We start from the raw sequence: 24,214 nt of genomic DNA on the forward strand, positions 1-24,214 counted from the left end.
ATCAATTCATTCAGTTGACTTATGTTTGCCTGGGCAATAATATCCTCCGCAACTAATATACTTGCCGGGGCAACCATTGTGAAAAGTTCAGGGGATCTGTTTAACGAAATCATTCCGCTGGGACGTTTGATCCACATGGTTAACCAAAAAAAAGACCGTTTGCTCAACGATTATCTTTCGCCGCAGGACATTACCGCCACACAGTTCAAAGTGCTTTGCTCTATTCGCTGCGAAGTGTGCGTCACCCCTGTCGAGCTGAAAAAAGTGCTGTCGGTCGACCTGGGTGCCCTGACCCGTATGCTCGACAGACTGGTCTGTAAAGGCTGGGTTGAGCGCTTGCCAAATCCCAATGACAAACGCGGCGTCCTGGTACGACTGACGCCGGAAGGCACCACCATTTGTGAGCAATGTCATCAGCTTGTTGGGCAAGATCTGCATCAGGAACTAACAAAAAACTTATCGGCGGACGAAGTGGCTACTCTTGAATACCTGCTCAAGAAAGTGCTGCCGTAAACATAAGAGGTAAGACGATGTCCAGACGTAATACTGACGCCATTACCATCCATAGCATTTTGGACTGGATTGAAGACAACCTGGAGACGCCGCTGTCACTGGAAAAAGTGTCAGAACGCTCCGGCTACTCAAAATGGCACCTGCAAAGAATGTTTAAAAAAGAAACCGGACACTCGCTGGGTCAATATATTCGCACCCGTAAGCTGACGGAAATCGCCCAGAAGCTGAAGCAAAGCAACGAGCCGATCCTGTATCTGGCCGAGCGTTACGGTTTTGAATCGCAGCAAACCCTGACCCGAACGTTCAAGAACTATTTCGACGTGCCGCCGCACAAATACCGGATCATGGATATGCCGGGTGAAGCGCGCTATCTGCAACCGTTAAATCACTGTAATCACTAATCGCCTGTTTTAAGACGTATCGAGGAAATCATGAAACTGCTCGTCTCCGCTACTTTTGCATTAGCGATGCTGACCGCCGGTCAGAGCTTTGCGGAGCAACCTCGTCACCCTGCTGAAGGCAGCGCCCGCGCGACGTTAACGATTCCTTCCGCGTATGACCAGTCTCCGTTTGATTTTAATCATATGGGCACAGGAAGTGACAAATCCGACGCACTGGGTGTGCCTTATTATAATCAGCACAGCCTGTGATTCGTTTGCCCCGCCCAGGCGGGGCTTTTTTTGCCGCCCGATCTGCCGTTTTGCTCAATGACGTCCCGGTAATTCCCCTCCCGATCCATCCCACGCAAGCAATCCCCTCACACTGTTTAATTCCGTTGCGCACATAAAATCACAACATTCACAGAATTTCACATGGCGATGTTAAGAGATGAAAACAAGTTAACTATTTTAAAATCAATAATTTATTAATTAATACAGCGTGAAATGTATGCGTTTTTTTGTGATATTCATCATCTTAATGTGAAAGTATACCCTTCACAATAATGCACATCATCACAACGTAGCGCTGGAATAATAAGTATGAGCATACGCCTGGGCATCATTGCAGACGACTTTACAGGAGCGACCGATATCGCCAGCTTTATTGCACTTTCAGGCTGGCAGGTCATACAACTCAATGGTATTACCGACAGGAGCATTGATATCACCCATGCCGATGCCGTGGTGATTTCGTTGAAAAGCCGTTCTTGTCCGGTTAATGAGGCAAAACGTTTGACGCGCGAGGCCTGCGAATGGCTCCAGTCTCAGGGCTGTCAGCGCATCTATTTTAAGTATTGCTCAACGTTTGATTCTGGTCCGGCAGGCAATATTGGTCCTGTCACGGACCTCCTTCTTGAACTCACACAATCGCCCATGGCAGTGTTATGCCCTGCACTTCCGGTGAATGGCAGAACCGTTGTCCATGGTCATCTGTTTGTGAACGGTCAGCTACTTAACGAATCCGGGATGCAAAACCATCCGATCACCCCCATGACCGATGCCAGTCTGCTGCGCGTGATGGAACAACAGGCATCGGGCCAGTGTGGCCTGGTCTCACTGGATCAGGTGCGGGCTGGCAGTCAGGTGGTAACCCATCAACTTAATGCGCTGCAACAACAACACAAACGCTACGCGGTTCTGGATGCCATGACCGATGAAGATCTGCAGGTGCTTGCGGCGGCAATCCCGGAAAATCTCTTACTGACTGGCGGCTCAGGGCTGGCGGGCGCACTGGCTTTCCTCGCGCCTGAAACGCGTAACACCACGGATATCGGTATTCCAGGGACTGAAGGAAAATGCCTGGTGCTGGCGGGCAGTAGTTCAACCATGACCAACCGCCAGGTTAATTTTTATCGTCAGCATGCGCCATCGTTGTCTATTGATGTTGAACGCGCGTTACATGATAAAACTGCCTATCTGAAGGAACTGGTCAGCTGGTATTTATCCCGCTCAGGCTCACTGGCACCGATGCTGTATGCCACGCGTCCTGCCGACGAAGTGAAAGTGATACAACAACGCTATGGCGCAGACGCCGCCGGCATCGCTATTGAGTCGCTTATTGCGGCGCTTGCCAGTGAACTCACGCATCACGGAGTGAACAAGATCATTGTTGCGGGTGGTGAAACTTCCAGTCTGTTAGTTCAGCACCTCGGCGTAAAAGGATTTGTTATCGGCCAGTCTATTGCTCCCGGCGTACCGTGGGTAAAAGATATCTCGCGCAATATGTGGTTAGCGCTTAAATCAGGTAATTTTGGTGACGAGCGCTTTTTTATCAAAGCTCAGGAGCTTTTTAATGAATGAGTTACAACTGCGGGAGCAGATGGTCACGCTGGCCAGTTCGATGTTTATGCGCGGCTATAGCAGTGGTGGCGCAGGAAATATGAGTACGCGCCTGCCGGAGGGAGGGTTTCTGGTAACACCGACCAACTCCAGCTTTGGCTCTCTCGATCCTGCAACCCTCAGCAAACTTGATGCTCAGGGCCAGTGGGTTTCAGGAGAAAAACCGTCGAAAGAATCATTGATGCATCTGGCTTTCTATCGCCAGCGCGCCGATATTGGTGGTATTGTGCATCTTCACTCTACCTCTCTGACGGCATTGTCGTGTTTGCCCGATCTGGATCCGCAGGACTGCCTGCCGCCCATTACCCCCTATTTCGTTATGCGTACAGGTAAATTGCCACTGATCCGCTATCTACGGCCGGGGCATCCGGGTCTGGCGGATGAAGTGGCAAAACTGGCTCCGGATCATAATGCGATGCTGCTGGCGAATCATGGCCCTGTCATTGGGGGGACCACGCTGCGCGAGGCCACATTCAATGCCGAAGAGCTGGAAGATACCGCACGGATCTGGTTTATGATCAGGCCACACGGAATGAATACGCTGAATGACGAGCAGGTCAGCGAACTGAAAACCCGCTTCAGCGTCAATACTGCGCCTCCAGCCCCTTAAGGATACTGAAATGTTGCCCGACGAGCGCCGCGTTTTTATCTACAGTCATCTTCACCGTTATGCCCACGCGGCGATCGGCGATCTGGCAAAATTACTCGGTGTCTCGCACATGACCATTCGCAGAGACTTGAAAGAAATGGAGAACGAAGGAAGAGTCAAATTTATCAGCGGTGGAGCTAAATTGAATGAAGTGCTTATTCAGGAATTACCTTACGTTGAAAAAGCGATGTTACATCATTCAACTAAAAGACAAATCGGAATCATTGCCGAGCAATTTATTGATTCAGGCAGCGTGATTTATCTTGATGCCGGGACGACGACCTATGAAATTGCCCAGGTTATTGCCAATAAATTAAAAAAAGTCACCGTTATTACGAATGATTTTACGATTGCTGATTTTTTAATGTCGACATCGTGTGTCGACCTGTTTCATACCGGAGGCCGGGTTGACGTGCGTAATCGCTCAGCGGTCGGACATTGCGCCGCTCAGTTCATTCGTCAGTACAATATTGATATTGCCTTCATAAGCACCAGCTCATGGGATTGTGAACACGGGATCTCTACGCCTGATGAAGGAAAAATGCTGGTAAAACAGGCCGTCATAGCTTCATCCCGGCATAAGGTACTGGTCTCGGATTGCAGTAAATATGGCAAATACGGCATGTTCCATATTTGTCATCTTGACCAGATCGATGACATTATTTGCGACGATCAGCTTCCGGCAGAAGCCATTAATAAATTACAACAGTTGCCATTGCGCCTGCACCAGGTGAGCCATACATGGAACAACAAGGAGAAATAAAATGTAGATCTTCACTCATTCCCTACAAACGATAAATTCTATTACCAGTTTCCAATTATAAATATAAGGCTACTGCACCAGTCAGCCCGGAGGCTCTATGCAATTTGAAATCAGCCACTTTATTTCACTCATTGCATCTATTGCGATATTAGTTATTCTGATTACCAGGTTTAAGTTCCATCCTTTTTTGGCATTAATTATTGCGGCAGGTTTTTTAGGCATTGCCGCGGGATTATCGCCAACGCAAACGATAAAAAGTTTTGAGAAAGGCTTTGGCGGCGTATTGGGTTCGACCGGCCTGGTAGTAGGGCTGGGCACCATGCTCGGCGGCGTTATGCTGGAGTCGGGAGCCGCTGACAGGATCGCGAATACCTTTATTCGTCTTGGTTCGGTTCGTATGATCCCCCTGACCATCTGTATAGCCGCACTGATCATCGGTCTTCCACATCTTTTCGATGTCAGTTTTGTTATGCTGGTGCCGCTGGTGTACGTCATTGCGCGCCGTACCCGCAGTCAGTTGTTACGCATTGGTATTCCTCTGGCGGCAGGGTTATACGTTGCCCACGGTTTAATGTTGCCGCACCCCGCCCCGACGCTTGCGATGACGACCTATGGCGCTGATGCCGGTACGTGTATGTTCTATGGACTCCTGCTGGCTATCCCGATGGTTATCCTGTCCGGCCCGGTATTTACTCACTTTGCGTTAAAGGTGTTTCCGGATCTGCGTCGTCAGGATTATCGTCAAATGCAGGCTGACGATAATGTACAGGAGACGACTCACCAGAATATGCCTTCGTTCGCAATGTCGATGTTGACGATTCTGCTGCCTCCCATTTTGATGATGTGCAAAACCCTGGCAAAAGGATCTGTGGCACCTGGCTCCTTTCCGGCAGAATTGCTCAACACCATTGGCGACCCGATAGTTTCTCTTCTCATTGCCGTCTTGTTTTCTCTCTGGGCACTTGGCGTGCGCAGCGGCTTCGGCATGAGCCAGCTCCAAAAAATCGTCGGCAAAAGCCTCGGTCCGTGCGCTGCCATCATTCTTATCCTTGACGCTGGCGGCGGATTTAAAGAGATGCTGCTGGCGACCAATGTCAGTACGCTGATTGCCAGCTCTGCAATGCACTGGAACATCTCGCCACTGGTACTGGCGTGGGTGGTTACCGCCTTAATTCGCATTGCCATTGGTTCTGCCACCGTTGCCGTGGTGACTACCGCCGGGATCGTCGCCCCGCTGGCCAGCCACAGCGGAGTGAACCTCGAATTGCTGGTACTCGCGACCAGCACGGGCGGCCTGATGTTATCGCACGTGAATGACTCCGGTTTCTGGCTATTTAAAGAGTATTTTCAGCTTACGGTGGCCGAAACATTGAAAAGCTGGACCCTGCTGGTGTCGTTTCTGTCGATCCTCGGTCTGATTTTCGTTTTATTGCTTAACGCCCTCGTTGGCTAACCTGTTTATTAATGAGGAAGGAACATGAACTACACATTGCTGTTCGACACGTTAAATACCCGTGAGATACGCATCGCCATCACCGGGGCATCCGGCGGATTTGGTCGCTCGTTGCTTGTGCAGTGTCGGGAAATTCCGTCAATACAGATTGTCGCCCTCTGCGACCTGAATGTTGAAGGCTCTCAGTCATTACTTAACGATCTTAATTACTGTACGGATGCGGAAATTTGCGAAGACGCCGGGCAGGCTATTGCCGCTCAGCAGGCGGGAAAAACCGCCATTATACGCGATTACACCCTTCTGGACGCGCTCGATCTGGATATGGTGATCGAGGCGACCGGTAAGCCGGAGATCAGCATCGCTATCGCAATCCATGCATTACAGCGCGGCGTCCATGTCGGTATGGTGAGTAAAGAAACCGACTCTGTCGCGGGTCCGTGGCTGAATCAGCTGGCGCTGAAACATGATGCGGTTTACACCACGGTCGATGGCGATCAGCCTTCGAATCTGCTGGGTCTCATCACCTGGGCACAGGTTCTGGGACTGGAAATTGTTGCTGCCGGTAAATCCAGTGAGTATGACTTTGTCTGGTCGCCTGCTAACAACACCATTAGCTGGTGCGATCGTCAGGTGGAGGTTAGTGGCCTGACGGAGTGCTGGCAGTTAAGTGACGATATTGCCGCCACGCTCGCCAGGAGAACATCACTACTCAGTATGTTGCCGCTTAGCGCCACGCCGGACTACTGCGAAATGAACGTGGTAGCAAACTCCGCCGCGCTGACCCCGGCGTGCGATGAAATGAGCTATCCGATGTGCCATATCAGCGAGCTGGCCGATATTTTTATTCCTGAGGAGGATGGCGGCATCCTGACGCGTCATGGCGTGGTTGATGTGTTTAACTGCCTGCGTCGCGAGGACGAAGTGAGCTTTGGCGGCGGTGTGTTTATCATTGTGCGCTGTAAAGATAACGCCACCTGGGAAATGCTGGCCGGCAAGGGGCATGTCGTCAGCAAAAACGGAAAATACGCCTGTATTTACCTGCCGTATCACATCATGGGACTTGAATCGCCGCTGTCCATATTTTCTGCGGTGCTGCATCGTCGCGCCTCCGGAGCGACAAATCAGCAGATCCACGCAGTGATGGCCGGGTATGCCGATCGTCCGCTGAAAAAAGGCGAAATGCTGGAAATGGGTGGACATCATCACACCATACCTGACGTCAGCGCCCGGCTGTTGCCAAAATCCGCCGGTGCCGGTATTGCGCCTTATTACCTTCTGTCGAATAAAGTATTAACCCGTGATATTCCTCAGGGCGAATTGATCCCTCTTGATGCTTTGCAGATGGAAGATTCGCTGCTGTATACCGCGTGGAAGGAGACGTTTTAACCACCGCGTGAAACGGCAGTCCGGGAGTACTGATTTTTTTATCACCTGTAACCTGGACTGCCGTCGTGAGGGTTATCCCCTGACCGCTTTCACCCGCCGAATACGCAAGCCAAACACATTAATATACAGCCCTGCCATGATCAGCGCCGCGCCCACAAGCTGTAGCAGGGTCAGGGTTTCCCCCAACAACAGGGCCGCACTGGCTAATCCAACCACCGGCACCAGCAGCGATAGCGGCGCAACGCGCCAGGTTTCGTAGCGTCCCAGCAATGTTCCCCAGATGCCGTAGCCCACGATGGTGGCAATAAATGCGAGGTAGATCAGCGATAAAATGGTGGTCATATCGATTGCCACCAGGCTTTGCAGTATTGCTGCCGGACCATCAAATATCAGCGACGCCAGCAGAAATGGCACAACAGGGAACGGTGCACTCCAGACCACCAGCGACATCACTGCCGGACGGTTTTCGAGCTGCATAATTTTCTTATTAAAAATATTGCCGCAGGCCCAGCTCAGGGCGGCGGCCAGCGTCAGCATAAAGCCCAGCATCGCAACATGCTGCCCGTTAAGGCTCGACTCTATCAGCACCAGCACGCCGAATACCGCAAGCGTAATTCCGGCCAGCTGTTTGCCCTGCAGTCTTTCCCCAAACGCAAACGCGCCGAGCAGGATGGTGAAAAAAGCCTGCGCCTGAAGAACCAGTGACGCCAGCCCGGCGGGCATGCCAAATTTGATCGCCGAAAAGAGAAAGGCAAATTGGCCAAAGCTGATGGTGAGTCCGTATCCTAAAAGCAAACGCAGCGGCACTTTCGGCCGGGCCACAAAAAACAGGGCAGGAAAAGCCACCAGCAAAAAGCGCAGGCCAGCCAACAATAGCGGCGGCATATTATGCAATCCAACTTTGATGACGACGAAGTTAAGCCCCCAAACCACGACAACCAGCAGCGCCAGCAGCCCATCTTTACGCGTCATACCCTGCCTCTGTAATTGTTAGAATTATGTGAACTGTCCCACGTTAGCGGAAAAAAAGACGCTTTAACAGATCATTATTTCTGGTAGGCCATCCTTCCCCCTAGCCGCGCTATACATTGTTCTTATTGCGTGATATTCCTGATAAGACAAAATAATGAAACAGAGCACTTGTCGGGCAGGAAAATGATCACATCAACCAGGCGCTCAATTACTGCGCTGCTGGCATCGTCATTACTTTTAACTATTGGTCGCGGGGCAACACTTCCCTTCATGACGATTTATCTGACGCGTCGCTATGCGATGAGCGTTGAGGCGATCGGCTATGCGATGACTATCGCGTTGACCATTGGCGTCGTATTTAGTCTGGGTTTCGGCATTATGGCGGATAAATTTGATAAAAAACGCTATATGCTGGTTTCAGTACTGATATTTATCCTTGGCTTTATTGCTATTCCGGCAGTGAATAATGTTGCGCTGGTCGTTATATTTTTTGCAATGATTAACTGCGCATATTCGGTTTTTGCCACCGTTCTGAAAGCCTGGTTTGCCGATGTTCTTTCTCCGGCAGAGAAAGCGCGGATATTTTCGCTTAACTACAGTTTTCTGAATATTGGCTGGACGATAGGCCCACCTATCGGCACGCTGCTGGTGATGTACAGTCTGAATTTGCCTTTCTGGCTGGCCGCATTTTGCGCCGCCTTCCCGCTGGTGTTTATCGGACGTTTCGTGCAGCGGGTCGCGGCGAACACTGCCAATGGTGAGCCTGTTGCATGGTCGCCTTCCGTGCTGCTACGCGATAAGGCGCTGTTCTGGTTTACCCTGTCGGGTTTTCTGGCCTCGTTCGTCGGCGGATCCTTTGCATCCTGCATTTCACAATACGTGCTGGCGGTTGCCGACAGCAACGTTGCCGAACATGTGGTCGCGGTGGTTTTGCCGGTTAACGCCGCGCTGGTCGTGACGTTACAGTACTCAATTGGTCGGCGGTTAACGGCGAAAAATTTACGCCCGCTGATGACCGTCGGCACCGTTTTCTTTGTGGCAGGCTTAACAGGGTTTATGTTCTCTGGCGTAAATCTGGTCGTCTGGGGAATATCGGCAGCGGTATTTACCATTGGTGAGATAATATATGCACCGGGCGAATACATGTTAATTGACAATATTGCGCCGCCGGGAATGAAAGCGAGCTATTTTTCTGCTCAGGCGTTGGGCTGGCTGGGGGCAGCGGCAAACCCGCTGGCGACCGGATTGATATTAACCCATCTCCCGCACTGGTCATTATTTGTTATTTTAATGGCGGCCATCGTCCTGGCGTGGTTAATGATTATCCGCGGGATGAGTAGCAAACGTATTCATGATGTTGTGCAAACCAACTGAGACGTTGCGAGCAGCCTCGCAGGCTAAGAATAAAGCCTGAAAACAGGCTGGTACAGACGTTATCGAAGCATAGAATACACGGCGGGTGCTTGAGGCTTTCCGGTCTCAGGCCTTGTCGGAGTTCGGAAAGATGAAAGCCCCAGGAGATATTTCTATCCACCTGAGGCCAACGTCCGAACCCAACAATCGGATGTTAGTCTCTTCTTTGCACGGAGGCAATAACATGCTGACGAAATACGCCCTGGTGGCGATCATAGCGTTGTGTTTAACAGCGCTAGGGTTCACGTTGATGGTGCGCGACTCGCTCTGCGAGCTGAATATCAGAGATTGTGGTATGGAGTTTAAAGCTGTTCTCGCTTACGAATCGAGGAAGTAGCTAACACGCGGGGAGCAATCCCCGCGTACCGGCTGTCGGGTCTGGTCCTCAGCGCACCCGTTTAAATTGCCACCATCCCCCGTACGCCTTCGGCGTCCATGTCCATTCCCCGGCCCTGTTGCACGATGGCGCCGCGGGACATTACCAGGTAGCAGTCCGCCAGTTCGGCGGCGAAATCATAAAATTGCTCTACCAGCAAAATGGCCATATCGCCACGACGGGCGAGTTCACGGATCACCACGCCAATTTCTTTAATCACTGACGGCTGGATACCTTCCGTCGGTTCATCAAGAATAAGCAGTTGCGGGCGGCTTGCCAGCGCACGACCGATGGCCAGTTGCTGCTGCTGTCCGCCGGACAAATCGCCACCGCGACGATGTTTCATCTCTTTTAATACCGGAAAAAGATGGTAGATATCGTCAGGCACCGTACGCGCATCTCGCGCCGGAAAGCGCGACAGCCCCATCAGCAGATTTTCCTCTACCGTGAGACGGGGGAAAATGTCGCGCCCCTGCGGTACATAGGCAATACCGGACTGCACCCGCTGATGCGGTTTGCGGAGGGCGATCGGGCGATCCTGCCAGACGACCGAGCCGCTGCGCGCCGGAATAAGCCCCATCAGGCATTTTAGCAGCGTGGTCTTACCTACTCCGTTACGCCCCAGCAGACAGGTGATTTCCCCGGTTTTGGCCGTAAAACTGACACCCCGCAGGATATGGCTTCCGCCATAGTATTGATGCAAATCGCTAACCTGTAACATCATCGCTCCTTAACGTCCGAGGTAGACTTCAATAACCTGTTCATTTTGCTGGACCTCACGTAGCGATCCCTCCGCCAGCACCTGCCCCTGATGCAGCACGGTGACCCTGTCGGCGATGGTTTCAACGAAGCCCATGTCGTGTTCGACCACCATCAGTGAATGTTTTCCTGCCAGCTGGCGAAAAAGCTCGGCGGTATAGGCGGTTTCGGCATCGGTCATCCCGGCGGCAGGCTCATCCAGTAATAAAAGGTGTGGTTCCTGCACCAGCAACATTCCAATCTCGAGAAACTGTTTTTGCCCGTGGGACAACAGTCCGGCACGTCGATGACGCTCTGCACCAAGACGCAACAGCAGTAAAATTTCATCGATACGGTCCTGCTGCTCGCCACGTAATCTCGCCCGCAGAGTCGCCAATACCGACTTGTCGGTTTTTAATGCCAGTTCAAGATTCTCTGCGACCGTTAACGCTTCAAAGACCGTCGGCTTCTGAAATTTGCGCCCAATCCCGCGACGCGCAATTTCGATGGGATCCAGACCGGTCAGTTCCAGCGACTGATCGTAAAGCGCAGAGCCACTCTGCGGTCGCGTTTTGCCGGTGATGACGTCCATCAGAGTTGTTTTTCCTGCCCCGTTCGGCCCAATCACACAGCGCAACTCGCCGACGCCGATATTTAGCGTCAGATCGGTCAGCGCCTGAAAGCCGGCAAAGTTAACGTTGATATTTTTCAGTTGCAGTACCGGATCGGTCTGCTCACGAAAGCGGTCTCCCGGAAGCTGGCGGGTGAAAAGCCCTTCGTCAGGTTGCATCATTTCTCTCCTCTGCGCAGCAGGCCAATGACGCCGCGGGGTAAAAACAGGGTAACCAGAATAAATATCAGGCCGAGAAATACCTGCCAGTACTCCGGCATGGCAACGGTAAACAAGCTTTTTGCGCCATTGACCAGCCCGGCCCCCAGGACCGGACCAATTAAGGTCCCTCGTCCCCCGAGCGCGACCCAAATCGCCATTTCAATGGAGTTGGTGGGCGACATTTCGCCGGGGTTAATAATGCCGACCTGAGGAACATACAGTGCGCCTGCCAGCCCGCAGAGAACGGCGGACAACGTCCAGACCAGCAGCTTAAAACCGCGTGGATCGTACCCGCAAAACATTAGCCGGTTCTCCGCATCGCGAACGGCGGTGAGGACCCGGCCAAACTTACTTTTTGCCAGCGCATAACCAACGGTCAGCGACAGCACCAGCAGGATCACGGTTGCCAAAAACAGAGCGATTCGCGTGGACGTGGCCGTCACCGGAAAACCGAGAATGGTGGTAAAGCCGGTAAACCCGTTGTTGCCGCCAAATCCGGTTTCATTACGAAAGAACAGCAGCATGCCCGCGAACGTGAGTGCCTGGGTCATAATCGAAAAGTAGACGCCTTTAATTTTCGAGCGAAAGGCAAAGTAGCCGAACACCAGCGCCAGCAGTCCCGGCACCATGACTACCAGCATCATTGCCCAGGCGAAATGCTGCGTTCCCCACCAGAACCACGGTAATTCATTCCACGATAAAAACGACATAAACGCGGGTAGCCCGCCACCGGCGGCCTGACGCATCAGATACATTCCCATCGCGTAGCCACCGAGGGCGAAAAAAATCCCATGTCCGAGCGACAGTAATCCCGCATAGCCCCACACAAGATCCAGCGCCACGGCGACAACCGCATAGCAAAGGATTTTACCAATCAGCGTCAGCATCCATGTCGACAGAAACAGCGGATGGCTGGCAGGCAACAACGCCAGAAACGGTAATATCAGCAATCCGGCCATCAGGATCCCGCCGACAATACGCAGCGTAAGAGGCGCTTTTTGCGCCAGAGTAAGCGTCAAAGGCTGGCTCATTAGTCAATGCTCCTCCCTTTCAGGGCGAACAGCCCTTGCGGCCGTTTCTGAATAAACAAAATAATGACAACAAGAATAAGGATCTTACCGAGCACCGCGCCCAGCTGCGGTTCGAGGATTTTATTGAAGATCCCCAGACCAAACGCTGCGACTACGCTGCCCGCCAGCTGGCCGACCCCGCCAAGAACTACGACCAGGAAAGAGTCGATAATGTAACCCTGTCCCAGTTCCGGCCCGACGTTGCCAAGCTGGGAGAGCGCCACGCCACCCAGCCCGGCAATACCGGATCCCAGGCCAAAGGCCAGCATATCAACCCGTCCCGTCGGTACGCCGCAGCACGCCGCCATGGCGCGATTCTGCGTCACCGCCCGCACATTCATGCCCAGCCGCGTTTTGTTAAGAATAAGCCAGGTGAAAAACAGTACCAGTAGCACAAATCCCAGTACCACCACCCTGTTCCACGGCAGGATGAGGTTGGGCAACGCCTGGATCCCGCCCGACAGCCAGCCCGGATTGGCAACCTCAACGTTTTGTGCGCCAAACAGCATACGCACCAGCTGGATTAGCATCAGGCTGATACCCCACGTCGCCAGCAAGGTTTCCAGCGGACGCCCGTACAAATGGCGGATAATCGTGCGCTCAAGCAACATTCCCATCCCTGCCGTCACGGCAAAGGCTACCGGCAGCGCCACCACCGGATAGAATGCCAGCCACTGTGGCGCAAACTGCGCCATCGCCTGCTGTACCAGCCAGGTGCTGTACGCGCCGAGCATCAGCATTTCGCCATGCGCCATATTGATGACGCCAAGCAGACCGTAGGTGATCGCCAGCCCAAGGGCCGCCAGTAATAAAATGGAACCCAGCGACAATCCCATAAAGGCTTGTCCCAGGACCTCACCAAGAACCTGACGCTGCTTAATTTGCGCAATGCTGCTTATGGCCGCCTCGCGAACGCTGGCATCGGGTTCAGTGTGGCTATCGGTAAACGGGGTAAGCCGCGATTGCGTTTCAGGATCGGAGGAGTTGCCCAGCTCCACCGCAGCATCACGACGTATCGCCGCATCGGCACTGCTGAGTTGCAGGCTGGCGAGGGCAATGGTCAGTTGCGCTTTGACCTCGTCATCCTTTTCGAGCGCTTTACGCTGTATCAGCATGGGTAACATCGAGGGCTGCGCGTCACGACGCAGCGTTTTTGCCGCGGCCAGCCTTTCCGTGACGTTGTCACTTATTAGCAAGTGCGTGGCGAGGGCTACTGCCGCCAGATTACGTAACCGGTTTGTCAGACGGACTTTTTTAAGCCCGCCCTCGGGCGTTGAGGTTCCATCCAGCGCCACGGGCTGACCGTTCTCCAGCGCAAAGGCATGACGTTCGCCATCAACATTGAGATTTTCTGCGGCCAGCGCGCGCAGAAAAGGGATCCGCTGTGGTTGCGGTTCAGCCGCCCATTTTTCCAGTAGCGTTGCCTGCGCGGATCGGCTGGCGGCAACAAAATCATCGGCATCCGCCGCCTGTGCGTTCAGCGGCAGGATCCCTGCCAGCAATAATAAACAGCACATCATACGTATAACGTTCATAACCCCTCCTCCCGAAACGCGCCCTCCGTGAGGAGGGCTAAAAATCATTGCCCGCCTGATTTAACCGGGCTGTCAGATTTTTTTTCATTTCCGGGAATGAACGGGCTCCACGGCTGGGCGCGGACCGGGGCGTCGGTTTGCCATACCACGTTAAACTGACCGTTATTTTCGATTTCACCAATCATCACCGGTTTATGCAGATGGTGGTTGGTTTTATCCATGGTCAACGTAAAGCCAGACGGCGCGGCGAAAGTTTGCCCAGCCATCGCCTCACGCACTTTATCTACATCGGTGGTCCCTGCTTTTTCAACCGCCTGCGCCCACATATGCAGGCCCACATAAGTAGCTTCCATCGGATCGTTAGTTACCACGGTATCGGCGTTGGGCAGCTTATGGGCCTTAGCCCACGCTTTATAGTCGGCGACAAACTTCTGGTTAGCCGGATTATCGACGGATTCAAAATAGTTCCACGCCGCCAGATTGCCCACCAGCGGTTTGGTATCGATGCCACGCAGTTCCTCTTCTCCCACCGAAAACGCCACAACCGGTACATCGGTAGCTTTCAGCCCCTGGTTTGCCAGCTCTTTGTAAAAAGGAACATTGGAATCCCCGTTGATGGTGGACACCACTGCCGTTTTGCCGCCCGCGGAGAATTTTTTAATATTGGCAACGATAGTCTGGTAGTCGCTATGGCCAAACGGGGTATACACCTCTTCGATATCGCTATCCTGCACGCCTTTTGAATGCAGGAACGCGCGGAGGATCTTGTTGGTGGTTCGTGGATAAACATAGTCAGTCCCGAGCAGGAAGAAGCGTTTAGCGCTGCCGCCATCTTCACTCATCAGGTATTCCACTGCCGGGATGGCCTGCTGATTAGGAGCCGCGCCGGTGTAAAAGACGTTCGGCGACATCTCTTCGCCCTCATACTGCACCGGATAGAACAACAGCCCGTTGAGTTCTTCAAATACCGGCAAGACTGATTTGCGGGAGACGGACGTCCAGCAGCCAAATACCACCGCAACTTTATCCTGAGTTAATAATTGCCGCGCTTTCTCTGCGAACAACGGCCAGTTAGAGGCCGGGTCGACGACCACCGGCTCCAGTTTTTTGCCCAGCACGCCACCTTTGGCGTTGATCTCATCAATGGTCATCAGCGCCACATCTTTGAGCGGCGTTTCAGAAATTGCCATGGTGCCGGAGAGCGAATGCATAATGCCGACTTTAATCGTGTCGGCAGCATAGACGCTAAAGGTCATCCCCATGCTGACAACGGAGGCGGAGAGCGCAAAAGCTTTTAACAGGGTACGACGTTGCATAATTCACTCCTGAATATTCAAATGACGACGGTCAAGGAAAGCGTTCAGAAGAGATCAGGCAAAAAAGATGCCAGGTATGTTTTTATCGCGGGAATCAAGGAGAAAAGACGGAACAGCGGGCGTGGAGCATTATTGTGGCACAGCGCTGCATTATTACAGTGCAACGCTGTGCCGTTGCGTGTTACCAGACCTGAGAAGCAACATCCGTTACCAGACGGACTTTATCCCACTGCTGCTGTTCGGTCAGCGAGTTACCTTCCTCGGTCGAGGCGAATCCGCACTGCAGGCTCAGGCAGATCTGTTTTAAATCGACGTATTTCGCCGCTTCACGAAGACGAGCTTTTACCCCTTCAGGATCTTCCAGCTCGCCGTTTTTGGTGGTGATCAAGCCCAAAACAACCTGCTGATGACCAGGACGAATAAAGCGCAGCGGCGCAAAGTCACCGGAGCGATCGTTGTCATATTCGAGGAAAAACGCATCCACGTTCACCGTGCCGAATAAGATCTCTGCTACCGGCTCGTAGCCGCCTTCCGAAATCCACGTCGAGCGGAAGTTACCGCGACAAACGTGCAGGCTCACCGTCAGATCGTCAGGCTTACCTTCCAGCGCTTTATTCAGCACCCTGGCATAAATTTTTGCCAGCTCATCCGGATCTTCGCCACGTTCACGCACCTGACGGCGCTGGTCGTCTGAGCACAGATACGCCCAGACGGTGTCATCAAGCTGTAAATAGCGACATCCCGCTGCGTAAAATGCCTGAATCGCATCGCGCCAGGTGGTGGCGAGATCGGCGAAGTAATCGGCCAGATCCGGATAAACACGGGCGTCAATGTCTTTACGCCCGCCGCGGAAATGCAGGACGCTGGGCGACGGGATGGTCATTTTGGGCTCAGCATTACCACTGATGCTTTTCAGATAGCGAAAATCTTCCAGCATCGGGTGATCGCCGAATGCCAGCTTTCCGGTCACACGCACGCCGTGGGCTTTGGTCTGTACGCCGTTAAACTGAATACCTTTATCGGAATCGTAGCGTTCCACGCCCTGTAATCCATCAAAGAAATCAAAATGCCACCAGGCGCGACGGAACTCGCCGTCGGTCACCACATGCAAACCGCATTCGCACTGCTGTTGAACCACATGGCGGATGGCGTCATTTTCTATTTCGCGAAGCTGGCTGGCGGTAATGTCACCGCTCGCCAGTTGTTGACGCGCCTGCTTAATGCTGTCCGGACGTAAAAAGCTGCCGACGATATCTGCGCGGTACGGGCCATGTTGCTGTGACATATTTTCTCCTCTGGCTATGGGCAGTTCATTGCCCACAGTGATAATTCAGCATGTGAACTTATAGACTTCTGGATGGCTATATGTCTAAAAGATGACACAGTCTATATCACATCGCAAAGGAGAAAATTTCACGGCGCATGAAAATAATTCACGTTGCCGCTGATGACTCTCCGGCAAATGCAAAACCTTCATCGTGCCATCCGGTCATGCCGCCGAGCATCAGCTTCACCGGTCGGCCCAGCCTGGCGATTTTCAGCGCGGCTTTATCCGCACCATTACAATGTGGGCCGGCGCAATACACGACAAATAACGTTTCCGGGGGCCACTGCGCTACTGTTTGCGCATTGATTTGCCCATGTGGAAGGTGTACGGCACCCGGCAGATGTTTCTGGTCAAAATGCGCCGGTTGGCCAATCACGTGGAGTAGAACAAAGTCCTGCTGATGGTGGCTTATCGCGTCATGAACGTCCGAGCAGTCCGTTTCGAGGCTCAGGCGACGGGAAAAATACGCAGCGGCTTCCTCAGGGGCAGCAGCAGGATAATCAGTAACGTAACTCATAGCGTGTTCTCCTGGTTTATGTTAACAATGATTTAACCAGAGTGCGCCCGGTAAAACCGCCCATTAACATGTCAGAAAACAGCGTAAAAATGACAATCTCGCCCTCCCCACTTACGCCACGACGCGTAGTCGTTCTCGCCTATGATGGCCTTTGCACGTTCGAGTTTGGCGTGGCGGTCGAAATTTTTGGCCTGCCGCGCCCCGAATTTGGCGATAACTGGTACCAGTTTGCCGTGGCGGCTGTGGATAGCGGCGAAATGCGTGCTACGGGAGGGATCCGCATCATGGCCGATGGCGGACTGGATTTACTGGCGCAGGCGGACACCATTATTATTCCGGGCTGGCGTGGCATTGATTCCCCGGTGCCGACGGCGCTTATCGACGCATTACGTCAGGCTTACGCGCGCGGCTGCCGGATAATATCGATCTGCTCCGGCGTGTTTGTCCTCGCGGCGACAGGATTGCTCGCGGGTATGAAAGCGACAACCCACTGGCGCTATACGCGGATCCTCCAGCAGCGTTTTGCGGATATCACGGTGTTGAATGATGTCCTTTATGTCGCCGGACAGCGCGTGATGACCTCGGCGGGCAGCGCAGCAGGTATCGATCTTTGCCTGCACGTGGTACGTGAGGATTACGGACTGGAGATCGCCAATAGCGTTGCGCGTCGACTGGTGATCCAACCCCACCGTGATGGCTCCCAGGCGCAGACTGTTCCCCGTCCCGTCGCCAGCGCCCGTGAAAGCCAGACGCTGGGCCAGCTATTTGATTATCTGCATCAGCATCTGGCGCAGAGGCACAGTCTGGAGGTTCTGGCACAGCGGGCAGGCATGAGTCCCCGAACCCTGCTACGCCGGTTTGCCCTTGCGACCGGCACCACGCCCGCACGCTGGATTTTGCGCGAGCGCCTGCGCTGTGTTCAGGCGCACCTGATGCATAGCCAGCACAGTATTGAGACCATCGCAGAGTTGACCGGGTTTGCCAGTGCCAGTGTATTACGTCAGCACTTTCGCCAGCATTTTGCGCTATCACCGACCCAATTCCGTAAAGAAAACCGTCGCGTTAATCAATAATGGCGCTCTGCTTTCTGGCACAAAAATAAGAAGAGTGAGAAAAAGACAGATCGATTATTGCGGTATTTATCTACTCACTTTTTTCTTTTCTACGTCCCGGCTGTCTCCCGCATACGTAGAATGCATTAAAAAAGTTAATGTGTTGTTATTTATTTGAGCATTTAAAAATATTTTTGCGTTTGAATTTGTACATTTGCAGGTTTGTGACTAGTTTAAAACCGTTGAGATTAAGCGTCCCGACTTTCCACTATCGTTAACTATGCACGGTGCAACATAAAACATGCCAATACAAGAAGTCGACCAGAGTTCCCCGCTGTCGTTTGGTTATAACCATGATGATGCCGGGCAAAAAGTCATTTCTGAGATTATGCAGGATCTCTTGTCCAGAAAAACCGCCGTTAATAATAAAGATATCATTCTGGAGCTGGTGGTCCGGCTTGAAACAGAAAAAGATATCGTCAAACTGGATATCTACCGTAGCGCATTAGAAATGGTTGTACTGAATACGCCTGACGATATTTAAACGTCAGCCTACAGAACAGATAAACAAAACGGGCTTACGCCCGTTTTTTTATTCCTGCTCGCTCAGACCACGGTGTTTAAGCATCGGCGCAATGAGAGGGTCGCTTCCCCGCCACTGACGATACAATGTTTCCAGATCGGCGCTGTTTCCCCTGGATAAAATGGCTTCACGAAAACGTTGACCATTTTGCGCCGTTAATCCGCCCTGTTCGACGAACCACTGGTAGCCATCATCAGCCAGCATTTGCGTCCACAGATAGGCGTAATAGCCCGCCGCGTAGCCGCCACCAAAAATATGCGCAAAGTAACTGCTGCGATAGCGCGGAGGAACGGCCGGGAGATCCAGATGTTCCTGACGGATCGCCGCCGCTTCAAAGCTATCCACCGATTCAGGAATATTATCTGCGCTGACGCGATGCCAGTTCATATCGAGCAATGCCGCACTGAGCAGTTCGGTCATTTCATAGCCTTTATTAAAATGCGTCGCCTGTAGCATGCTGGCCTGCAACGCTTCCGGCATTGCTTCCCCGCTCTGATAATGACGGGCGAAACGGGAAAATACCTGCGGATGCGTCGCCCAGTGTTCGTTAATCTGCGAAGGAAACTCAACGAAATCACGCGGGGTATTGGTGCCTGACAGGCTGGCGTAACGCTGACGCGCAAACAGGCCGTGAAGCGTATGACCAAATTCGTGGAACAGGGTGATCACATCATCCCATGAGATCAGCGCGCTGTGACCTGCCGCGGGTTTTTGATAGTTACACACATTGTAAATCACCGGCTGGGTGTTAAGCAGCGTCGATTGTTCGACAAAGTTACCCATCCATGCCCCGCCGCTCTTGGAATCGCGGGCAAAGAAATCGCCGTAGAATAATGCCAGACCTTCACCACTGGCATCGAAGATCTCCCAGACGCGAACGTCCGGATGGTAAACGGGGATATCAAAACGCTCGACAAAACGGATGCCAAAAAGCTGCGACGCGGTCCAGAAAACGCCCTCTTCCAGCACGGTATTCAGTTCCAGGTAGGGTCTGACCTGCGATTCGTCAAACGCATATTTTTCCTGGCGAACCTGGTCGGCATAAAAATCCCAGTCCCACGCCTGCGCCTGAAAGCCGCCGTTCTGCTTATCAATGACCTGCTGGATCGCGGAATGCTCCTGTTCTGCCCGCGCCCGTGCCGCCGGGACAATTCTGCGCATGAATGCCAACGCCGCCGCCGGGGTTTTCGCCATTTGATCGGCCATTTTCCAGCTGGCGTAATCCTCGAAACCAACGAGCCCGGCCTGTTTTGCCCGAATCTCCACCAGCTGTAATATCAGCGATCGGGTATCATTTTCGTCATTTTTTACGGTGCGGGTCCAGCCCGCGTTAAACAACTGCTCCCTGGCCTGACGATCGCGTAATGCCGCTAACGCAGGCTGCTGGGTGGTGTTTAGCAGGGGTAATAACCAGCGATCGGTTAATCCTTTTTCCCGCGCGGCATCCGCCGCCACGGCGATTTCATCCGCAGTCAGCCCCGCAAGCTGCTGCTCGCGTTCAACCACCCATGCTCCGGCTTTATTTGCCGCCATCAGGCGCTGGTTAAACTGGCTGGTCAGGGTAGCGGCTTCGGTATTAAGCGTTTTTAACGCCGCTTTCTCTGCCTCGCCCAGCGTTGCGCCCGCGAGAACAAACTGCTGGCGGATCGTCTCAACCAGACGGCGGGTTTCATCATCCAGCCCCAGCGACTCGCGCTGCTGCCAGACATGCTCCACGCGTTGAAAAAGGGCATCATTGAGGTAAATATCGTTCGCCAGCGCCGCCAGTTCGGCAGAAAACTGCTCATCAAGCCGTTGCAGCGTATCGTTGGTATGGGCATGGGACATGGCAAAAAAAACATGGGTTACACGTTCTAACAATAAACCGCTTTTTTCGAGCGCCACGAAAGTATTCTCAACATCTGCCGGGGCCGGATTGTGCGCGATAGCCTCGATCTCTTCGCGCTTGAGACGGAGTCCTTCATCAAAGGCCGGGCGATAATGCTCATCCCTGATTTCATCAAACCGGGGAGCCTGATAAGGCAAGGTGCTCACATTAAAAAACGGATTGTTTAACGACATCACTTTCTCCTGAAAACCTGACCGTTCAGACCAGGCTTTTCGCTGATCCACCACGCTTCATTAGACATTCGCACAAAAATAACGTGGATGCGTCATCTATCCAAACGTTAGCGGCACTTTTTTGCCACACTTAACTTCGGTTTCCCGCAAACCGGGAACGCATGTTAAGGTTATACAACACAAAAAGCGTTGAGGAACAGTGAGATGATTATTCTGGTAACAGGCGCGACGGCGGGTTTTGGTGAAAGCATTACGCGCCGTTTCGTTGGAAATGGACATAAAGTGATTGCAACCGGCCGCCGCCAGGAGCGTCTGCAGGCGCTGAAAGATGAGCTTGGCGATGCCATTTATCCACTGCAACTGGATGTACGCGATCGCGCCGCAATCGACGAGAAACTCGCGTCACTGCCCGCAGAATGGCGCGACATCGATATCCTGGTTAATAACGCCGGACTGGCGCTGGGCATGGAGCCTGCACACAAAGCGAGCGTCGAAGACTGGGAAAATATGATCGATACCAATAATAAGGGGCTGGTGTATATGACGCGCGCCTTCCTGCCCGGCATGGTCGAGCGCAACCGTGGGCATGTGATTAATCTCGGGTCTACAGCCGGTAGCTGGCCGTATGCGGGAGGTAACGTGTACGGGGCAACCAAAGCGTTTGTCCGTCAGTTCAGCCTCAACTTACGAACCGATCTTAATGGAACTGCAGTCCGCGTGACGAACATTGAGCCGGGGCTGGTTGGGGGCACCGAGTTTTCCAATGTGCGCTTTAAAGGCGACGATGCGAAAGCGGATAAAACCTACGAAAACACCACCGCGCTGTCTGCGGAAGATATCTCTGAAGCGGTGTGGTGGGTTGCCACACTGCCGAAGCATGTCAACATTAACACCCTTGAAATGATGCCCGTGAGTCAGACCTATGCCGGGTTGAGCGTACATCGGGGTTAATTTTTATCGCCCGGTCGCAAGGCCGGGTATTGAAAATAGTGAAGTGGTGGTAAAATCAACTGGTTAATCGCCTAAAAAGTAAGAATGAATGACCTTCGAGACCCAACTGAACCCTACACAGCCAGTTAATCAGCAGATCTACCGGATTTTACGCCGGGATATCGTGCATTGCCTGATTGCGCCCGGCACGCCGCTCTCCGAGAAAGAAATTTCAGTCCGCTTTGATGTCTCTCGTCAGCCGGTGCGAGAAGCCTTCATTAAACTTGCAGAAAATGGTCTGATCCAGATCCGTCCGCAGCGCGGCAGTTACGTCAACAAGATCTCACTTTCCCAGGTGCGGAACGGGTGTTTTGTTCGTCAGGCGATTGAATGCGCCGTCGTCCGGCGCGCAGCAGGGATGATTAATGATGAACAACTCTGGCAGCTTGAGCAAAACCTGCATCAGCAGCAGATTGCCATTGAGCGTAAGCAGCTCAACGATTTTTTTCTGCTTGATGACGAATTTCATCAGAAGCTGGCGCTGATCGCGGACTGTCAGCTGGCGTGGGATACTATTGAAAATATCAAAGCGGCCATTGACCGGGTGCGTTACATGAGTCTTGATCATGTTTCCCCACCGGAAATGCTCCTCCGCCAGCACCTTGATATTTTTGCCGCTCTCCAGCAGCGCGATGCCGATACGGTTGAAAAGGCAATGGCGCTACATTTGCAGGAAATTAGCGGTTCTGTACAGCTGATTCGTCAGGAAAACCGCGACTGGTTTAGTGAAGATTGACTGTAAAAAATGTTGCCGGACGAGGTGGTTCCGTCCGGCCCTGTTAACGTTTAGCGATTAGCCACAACGTGTGCGACCGTTGCTTTCGCGCCCTTCTCCAGCAGCATCTGATACGCCTGCGTTACGGCGCTGACAAATTGACTGTCATCCGGCAGTCCCTTACCAAAGATCGCCTCGATGCCCAGCAGTGCCTGAACACGCGCTGGCCCCTCTTCGCTACGGTTCACCGCCTCCTGAATGACCGCTAACTGCGGATCGCAGATTTCAATGGGGTTACCCTGATCGTCCACGCCACTCACGTAGCGCATCCAGCCAGCCACGCCCAGCGCCAGAAGCGCAAAGCGGCTCTGGTGCGCCAGATGCCAGCGCACGGAGTCCAGCATCCGCTGCGGCAGTTTCTGGCTACCGTCCATGGCGATTTGCCAGGTACGGTGGCGCAGCGCCGGGTTACTGTAGCGTTCAATCAGTCTGTCGGCGTACTGTTTGAGATCGACGCCCTGCACTTTCAGCGTAGGTGCCTGCTCCTGGAGCATAAGCGCATGGGCGGCAAGACGGTAATTATCATCTTCCATACAGTCATTGATATGCTGATAGCCGGCAAGATAGCCCAGATAGGCGAGGAAGGAGTGACTGCCGTTAAGCATACGCAGTTTCATCTCTTCGAACGGCAGCACATCGGCCACCAGCTCCGCACCGGCTTTTTCCCATTCAGGACGCCCTGCCACGAAGTTATCTTCAATCACCCACTGACGGAAAGGTTCACAGGCCACGCCAGCCGGATCGCGCACGCCCGTCAGTTGCTCAATCTTATTAAGCGTATCCGGCGTTACTGCCGGTACGATACGGTCCACCATCGTTGACGGGAAGGTGACATTTTGCTCAATCCACCCGGCCAGATCGGCATTCACTTCGCGAGCGTAGGCGCATACAACGTTACGCATGACGTGGCCGTTTTCAGGCATGTTGTCGCAGGACATCACACTGAAGGCCGGTAGCCCGGAGGCTTTACGGCGCGCCAGGGCTTCGACAATCACCCCGACCGCTGATTTCGGTTGGTGCGGGTTTTGCAGATCTCCCACAATCAGCGGATGGTCGAGCATCAGCTTCCCGGTCGCCGGAGAGTGGCAGTACCCTTTCTCGGTGATCGTCAATGACACGATGGCAACCTGTGGTTCACACATTTTTGCCAGTACGGCTTCCAGCCCATCAACCTGCGCGTGCAGCGCTTCCTTTACCACTCCGACAACCCGAGCGGTCCAGGCATCCGCCGACATTTCCGCGACGGTATAAAGGTGGTCCTGCTTTTTGAGATCGGCAACCTGCTGCTCGCCGCCAATTAAATTTACTTCAACATAGCCCCAGTCGCTGCCGTGTTCTGAAGCCAGGATATCCGCGTAAACGCCCTGATGCGCACGATGAAACGCCCCGAAACCAAGGTGAACGATACGGGGTTTGAGTGCGCTCCGATCATAAGCCGGAAGCGTGGCTTTCGCTTTTAAGAGTTCGTTTTCCATATTTAACTCGCTATAGGATGATTTTACTGCACCAGATTACCCTCCGGTGCAGCGGATACTTTGATTTGTATTAAACTCGTCGCAATTGGTATAACAAAATCAAAACATGTGTGACAGCATCGGAATCTTCTGCCGATGC

Annotated in this window: 24 protein-coding genes; 14 read left to right on the forward strand and 10 right to left on the reverse strand. The window is 53.0% G+C overall.

The annotated features are described in order from the left end of the window. The first annotated feature begins 78 nt into the window (after nt 1-78). The 8 genes from marR (at nt 79) to P0H77_RS11300 (ending at nt 7,043) form a co-directional block, all read left to right on the forward strand. A complete protein-coding gene (gene marR / locus P0H77_RS11265; RefSeq protein WP_176917352.1) occupies nt 79-513 on the forward strand; it encodes a multiple antibiotic resistance transcriptional regulator MarR in 435 nt (144 codons plus the stop codon). Between the two features lie 17 nt (nt 514-530). Next, nucleotides 531-914: an MDR efflux pump AcrAB transcriptional activator MarA gene (gene marA / locus P0H77_RS11270; protein WP_276164966.1), complete on the forward strand. Its 384-nt coding sequence runs from the start codon at nt 531-533 to the stop codon at nt 912-914. Nucleotides 915-944: 30 nt separating this feature from the next. Next, the gene (gene marB, locus P0H77_RS11275) at nt 945-1,163 is read left to right on the forward strand and encodes a multiple antibiotic resistance protein MarB (protein ID WP_276164967.1); all 219 of its coding nucleotides are present in this window, start codon (nt 945-947) and stop codon (nt 1,161-1,163) included. A 330-nt stretch (nt 1,164-1,493) separates the two neighbouring features. Then, the gene (otnK, locus tag P0H77_RS11280) at nt 1,494-2,753 is read left to right on the forward strand and encodes a 3-oxo-tetronate kinase (protein WP_276164968.1); all 1,260 of its coding nucleotides are present in this window, start codon (nt 1,494-1,496) and stop codon (nt 2,751-2,753) included. After that, nucleotides 2,746-3,402 (forward strand): aldolase, encoded by a 657-nt coding sequence (locus P0H77_RS11285; protein ID WP_276164969.1) that lies wholly within the window; start codon nt 2,746-2,748, stop codon nt 3,400-3,402. Before otnK ends, P0H77_RS11285 begins: the two co-directional genes overlap by 8 nt. A gap of 10 nt (nt 3,403-3,412) precedes the next feature. After that, the gene (locus tag P0H77_RS11290; RefSeq protein WP_276164970.1) at nt 3,413-4,204 is read left to right on the forward strand and encodes a DeoR/GlpR family DNA-binding transcription regulator; all 792 of its coding nucleotides are present in this window, start codon (nt 3,413-3,415) and stop codon (nt 4,202-4,204) included. Between the two features lie 97 nt (nt 4,205-4,301). Beyond that, nucleotides 4,302-5,657 (forward strand): gluconate:H+ symporter, encoded by a 1,356-nt coding sequence (locus P0H77_RS11295; RefSeq protein ID WP_276164971.1) that lies wholly within the window; start codon nt 4,302-4,304, stop codon nt 5,655-5,657. Nucleotides 5,658-5,681: 24 nt separating this feature from the next. Then, nucleotides 5,682-7,043, forward strand: coding sequence for a hypothetical protein (locus tag P0H77_RS11300; RefSeq protein WP_276164972.1), 1,362 nt, complete (start codon nt 5,682-5,684; stop codon nt 7,041-7,043). Nucleotides 7,044-7,115: 72 nt separating this feature from the next. Here P0H77_RS11300 and eamA read toward each other — a convergent pair whose 3' ends face one another. Further along, the gene (gene eamA, locus P0H77_RS11305; protein ID WP_276164973.1) at nt 7,116-8,015 is read right to left on the reverse strand and encodes an O-acetylserine/cysteine exporter; all 900 of its coding nucleotides are present in this window, start codon (nt 8,013-8,015) and stop codon (nt 7,116-7,118) included. 183 nt (nt 8,016-8,198) lie between these two features. On the opposite strand from eamA, the gene ydeE reads away from it, so the two are divergent. Further along, entirely contained in the window at nt 8,199-9,389 is a 1,191-nt protein-coding gene (ydeE, locus tag P0H77_RS11310; protein WP_276164974.1) for an efflux MFS transporter YdeE, read from the forward strand. Nucleotides 9,390-9,612: 223 nt separating this feature from the next. After that, complete coding sequence (locus tag P0H77_RS11315) at nt 9,613-9,765, forward strand: Hok/Gef family protein (protein ID WP_276164975.1); 153 nt, start codon at nt 9,613-9,615, stop codon at nt 9,763-9,765. 61 nt (nt 9,766-9,826) lie between these two features. Here P0H77_RS11315 and urtE read toward each other — a convergent pair whose 3' ends face one another. From urtE to P0H77_RS11350, 7 genes are all read right to left on the reverse strand, one after another. Further along, nucleotides 9,827-10,525 (reverse strand): urea ABC transporter ATP-binding subunit UrtE, encoded by a 699-nt coding sequence (urtE, locus tag P0H77_RS11320; RefSeq protein ID WP_276165110.1) that lies wholly within the window; start codon nt 10,523-10,525, stop codon nt 9,827-9,829. A 9-nt stretch (nt 10,526-10,534) separates the two neighbouring features. Next, the gene (gene urtD / locus P0H77_RS11325; RefSeq protein WP_276165111.1) at nt 10,535-11,332 is read right to left on the reverse strand and encodes an urea ABC transporter ATP-binding protein UrtD; all 798 of its coding nucleotides are present in this window, start codon (nt 11,330-11,332) and stop codon (nt 10,535-10,537) included. Beyond that, a complete protein-coding gene (urtC, locus tag P0H77_RS11330) occupies nt 11,332-12,405 on the reverse strand; it encodes an urea ABC transporter permease subunit UrtC (protein WP_276164976.1) in 1,074 nt (357 codons plus the stop codon). The genes urtD and urtC overlap by 1 nt, the downstream gene beginning before the upstream one ends. Continuing rightward, nucleotides 12,405-13,979: an urea ABC transporter permease subunit UrtB gene (gene urtB, locus P0H77_RS11335; protein WP_276164977.1), complete on the reverse strand. Its 1,575-nt coding sequence runs from the start codon at nt 13,977-13,979 to the stop codon at nt 12,405-12,407. Before urtB ends, urtC begins: the two co-directional genes overlap by 1 nt. Before the next feature lie 44 nt (nt 13,980-14,023). Continuing rightward, nucleotides 14,024-15,295 carry an urea ABC transporter substrate-binding protein gene (urtA, locus tag P0H77_RS11340; protein ID WP_276164978.1) on the reverse strand — a complete coding sequence of 424 codons (1,272 nt, stop codon included), beginning with the start codon at nt 15,293-15,295 and terminating at the stop codon, nt 14,024-14,026. 181 nt (nt 15,296-15,476) lie between these two features. Beyond that, a complete protein-coding gene (locus P0H77_RS11345; RefSeq protein WP_276164979.1) occupies nt 15,477-16,580 on the reverse strand; it encodes a cobalamin-independent methionine synthase II family protein in 1,104 nt (367 codons plus the stop codon). A gap of 148 nt (nt 16,581-16,728) precedes the next feature. Continuing rightward, entirely contained in the window at nt 16,729-17,139 is a 411-nt protein-coding gene (locus tag P0H77_RS11350) for a rhodanese-like domain-containing protein (protein ID WP_276164980.1), read from the reverse strand. A gap of 68 nt (nt 17,140-17,207) precedes the next feature. Here P0H77_RS11350 and ftrA point away from each other — a divergent pair, with 68 nt between their 5' ends. Both ftrA and P0H77_RS11360 read left to right on the forward strand, forming a co-directional pair. Continuing rightward, the gene (ftrA, locus tag P0H77_RS11355; protein ID WP_276164981.1) at nt 17,208-18,212 is read left to right on the forward strand and encodes a transcriptional regulator FtrA; all 1,005 of its coding nucleotides are present in this window, start codon (nt 17,208-17,210) and stop codon (nt 18,210-18,212) included. A gap of 280 nt (nt 18,213-18,492) precedes the next feature. Further along, on the forward strand, nt 18,493-18,735 hold the full coding sequence (locus tag P0H77_RS11360; RefSeq protein WP_276164982.1) for a biofilm development regulator YmgB/AriR family protein: 243 nt from the start codon (nt 18,493-18,495) through the stop codon (nt 18,733-18,735). A 48-nt stretch (nt 18,736-18,783) separates the two neighbouring features. On the opposite strand, the gene dcp is transcribed toward P0H77_RS11360, so the two are convergent. After that, the gene (dcp, locus tag P0H77_RS11365) at nt 18,784-20,835 is read right to left on the reverse strand and encodes a peptidyl-dipeptidase Dcp (protein ID WP_276164983.1); all 2,052 of its coding nucleotides are present in this window, start codon (nt 20,833-20,835) and stop codon (nt 18,784-18,786) included. Between the two features lie 204 nt (nt 20,836-21,039). Here dcp and ydfG point away from each other — a divergent pair, with 204 nt between their 5' ends. Together ydfG and P0H77_RS11375 are read left to right on the forward strand one after the other, a co-directional pair. Beyond that, complete coding sequence (ydfG, locus tag P0H77_RS11370; protein WP_276164984.1) at nt 21,040-21,786, forward strand: bifunctional NADP-dependent 3-hydroxy acid dehydrogenase/3-hydroxypropionate dehydrogenase YdfG; 747 nt, start codon at nt 21,040-21,042, stop codon at nt 21,784-21,786. 88 nt (nt 21,787-21,874) lie between these two features. Next, a complete protein-coding gene (locus P0H77_RS11375; protein ID WP_276164985.1) occupies nt 21,875-22,561 on the forward strand; it encodes a GntR family transcriptional regulator in 687 nt (228 codons plus the stop codon). 50 nt (nt 22,562-22,611) lie between these two features. Here P0H77_RS11375 and P0H77_RS11380 read toward each other — a convergent pair whose 3' ends face one another. After that, on the reverse strand, nt 22,612-24,075 hold the full coding sequence (locus P0H77_RS11380; RefSeq protein ID WP_276164986.1) for a mannitol dehydrogenase family protein: 1,464 nt from the start codon (nt 24,073-24,075) through the stop codon (nt 22,612-22,614). Nucleotides 24,076-24,214: the final 139 nt, after the last annotated feature.

It is taken from the genome of Superficieibacter sp. HKU1 (assembly GCF_029319185.1).
Lineage (GTDB): Bacteria > Pseudomonadota > Gammaproteobacteria > Enterobacterales > Enterobacteriaceae > Superficieibacter.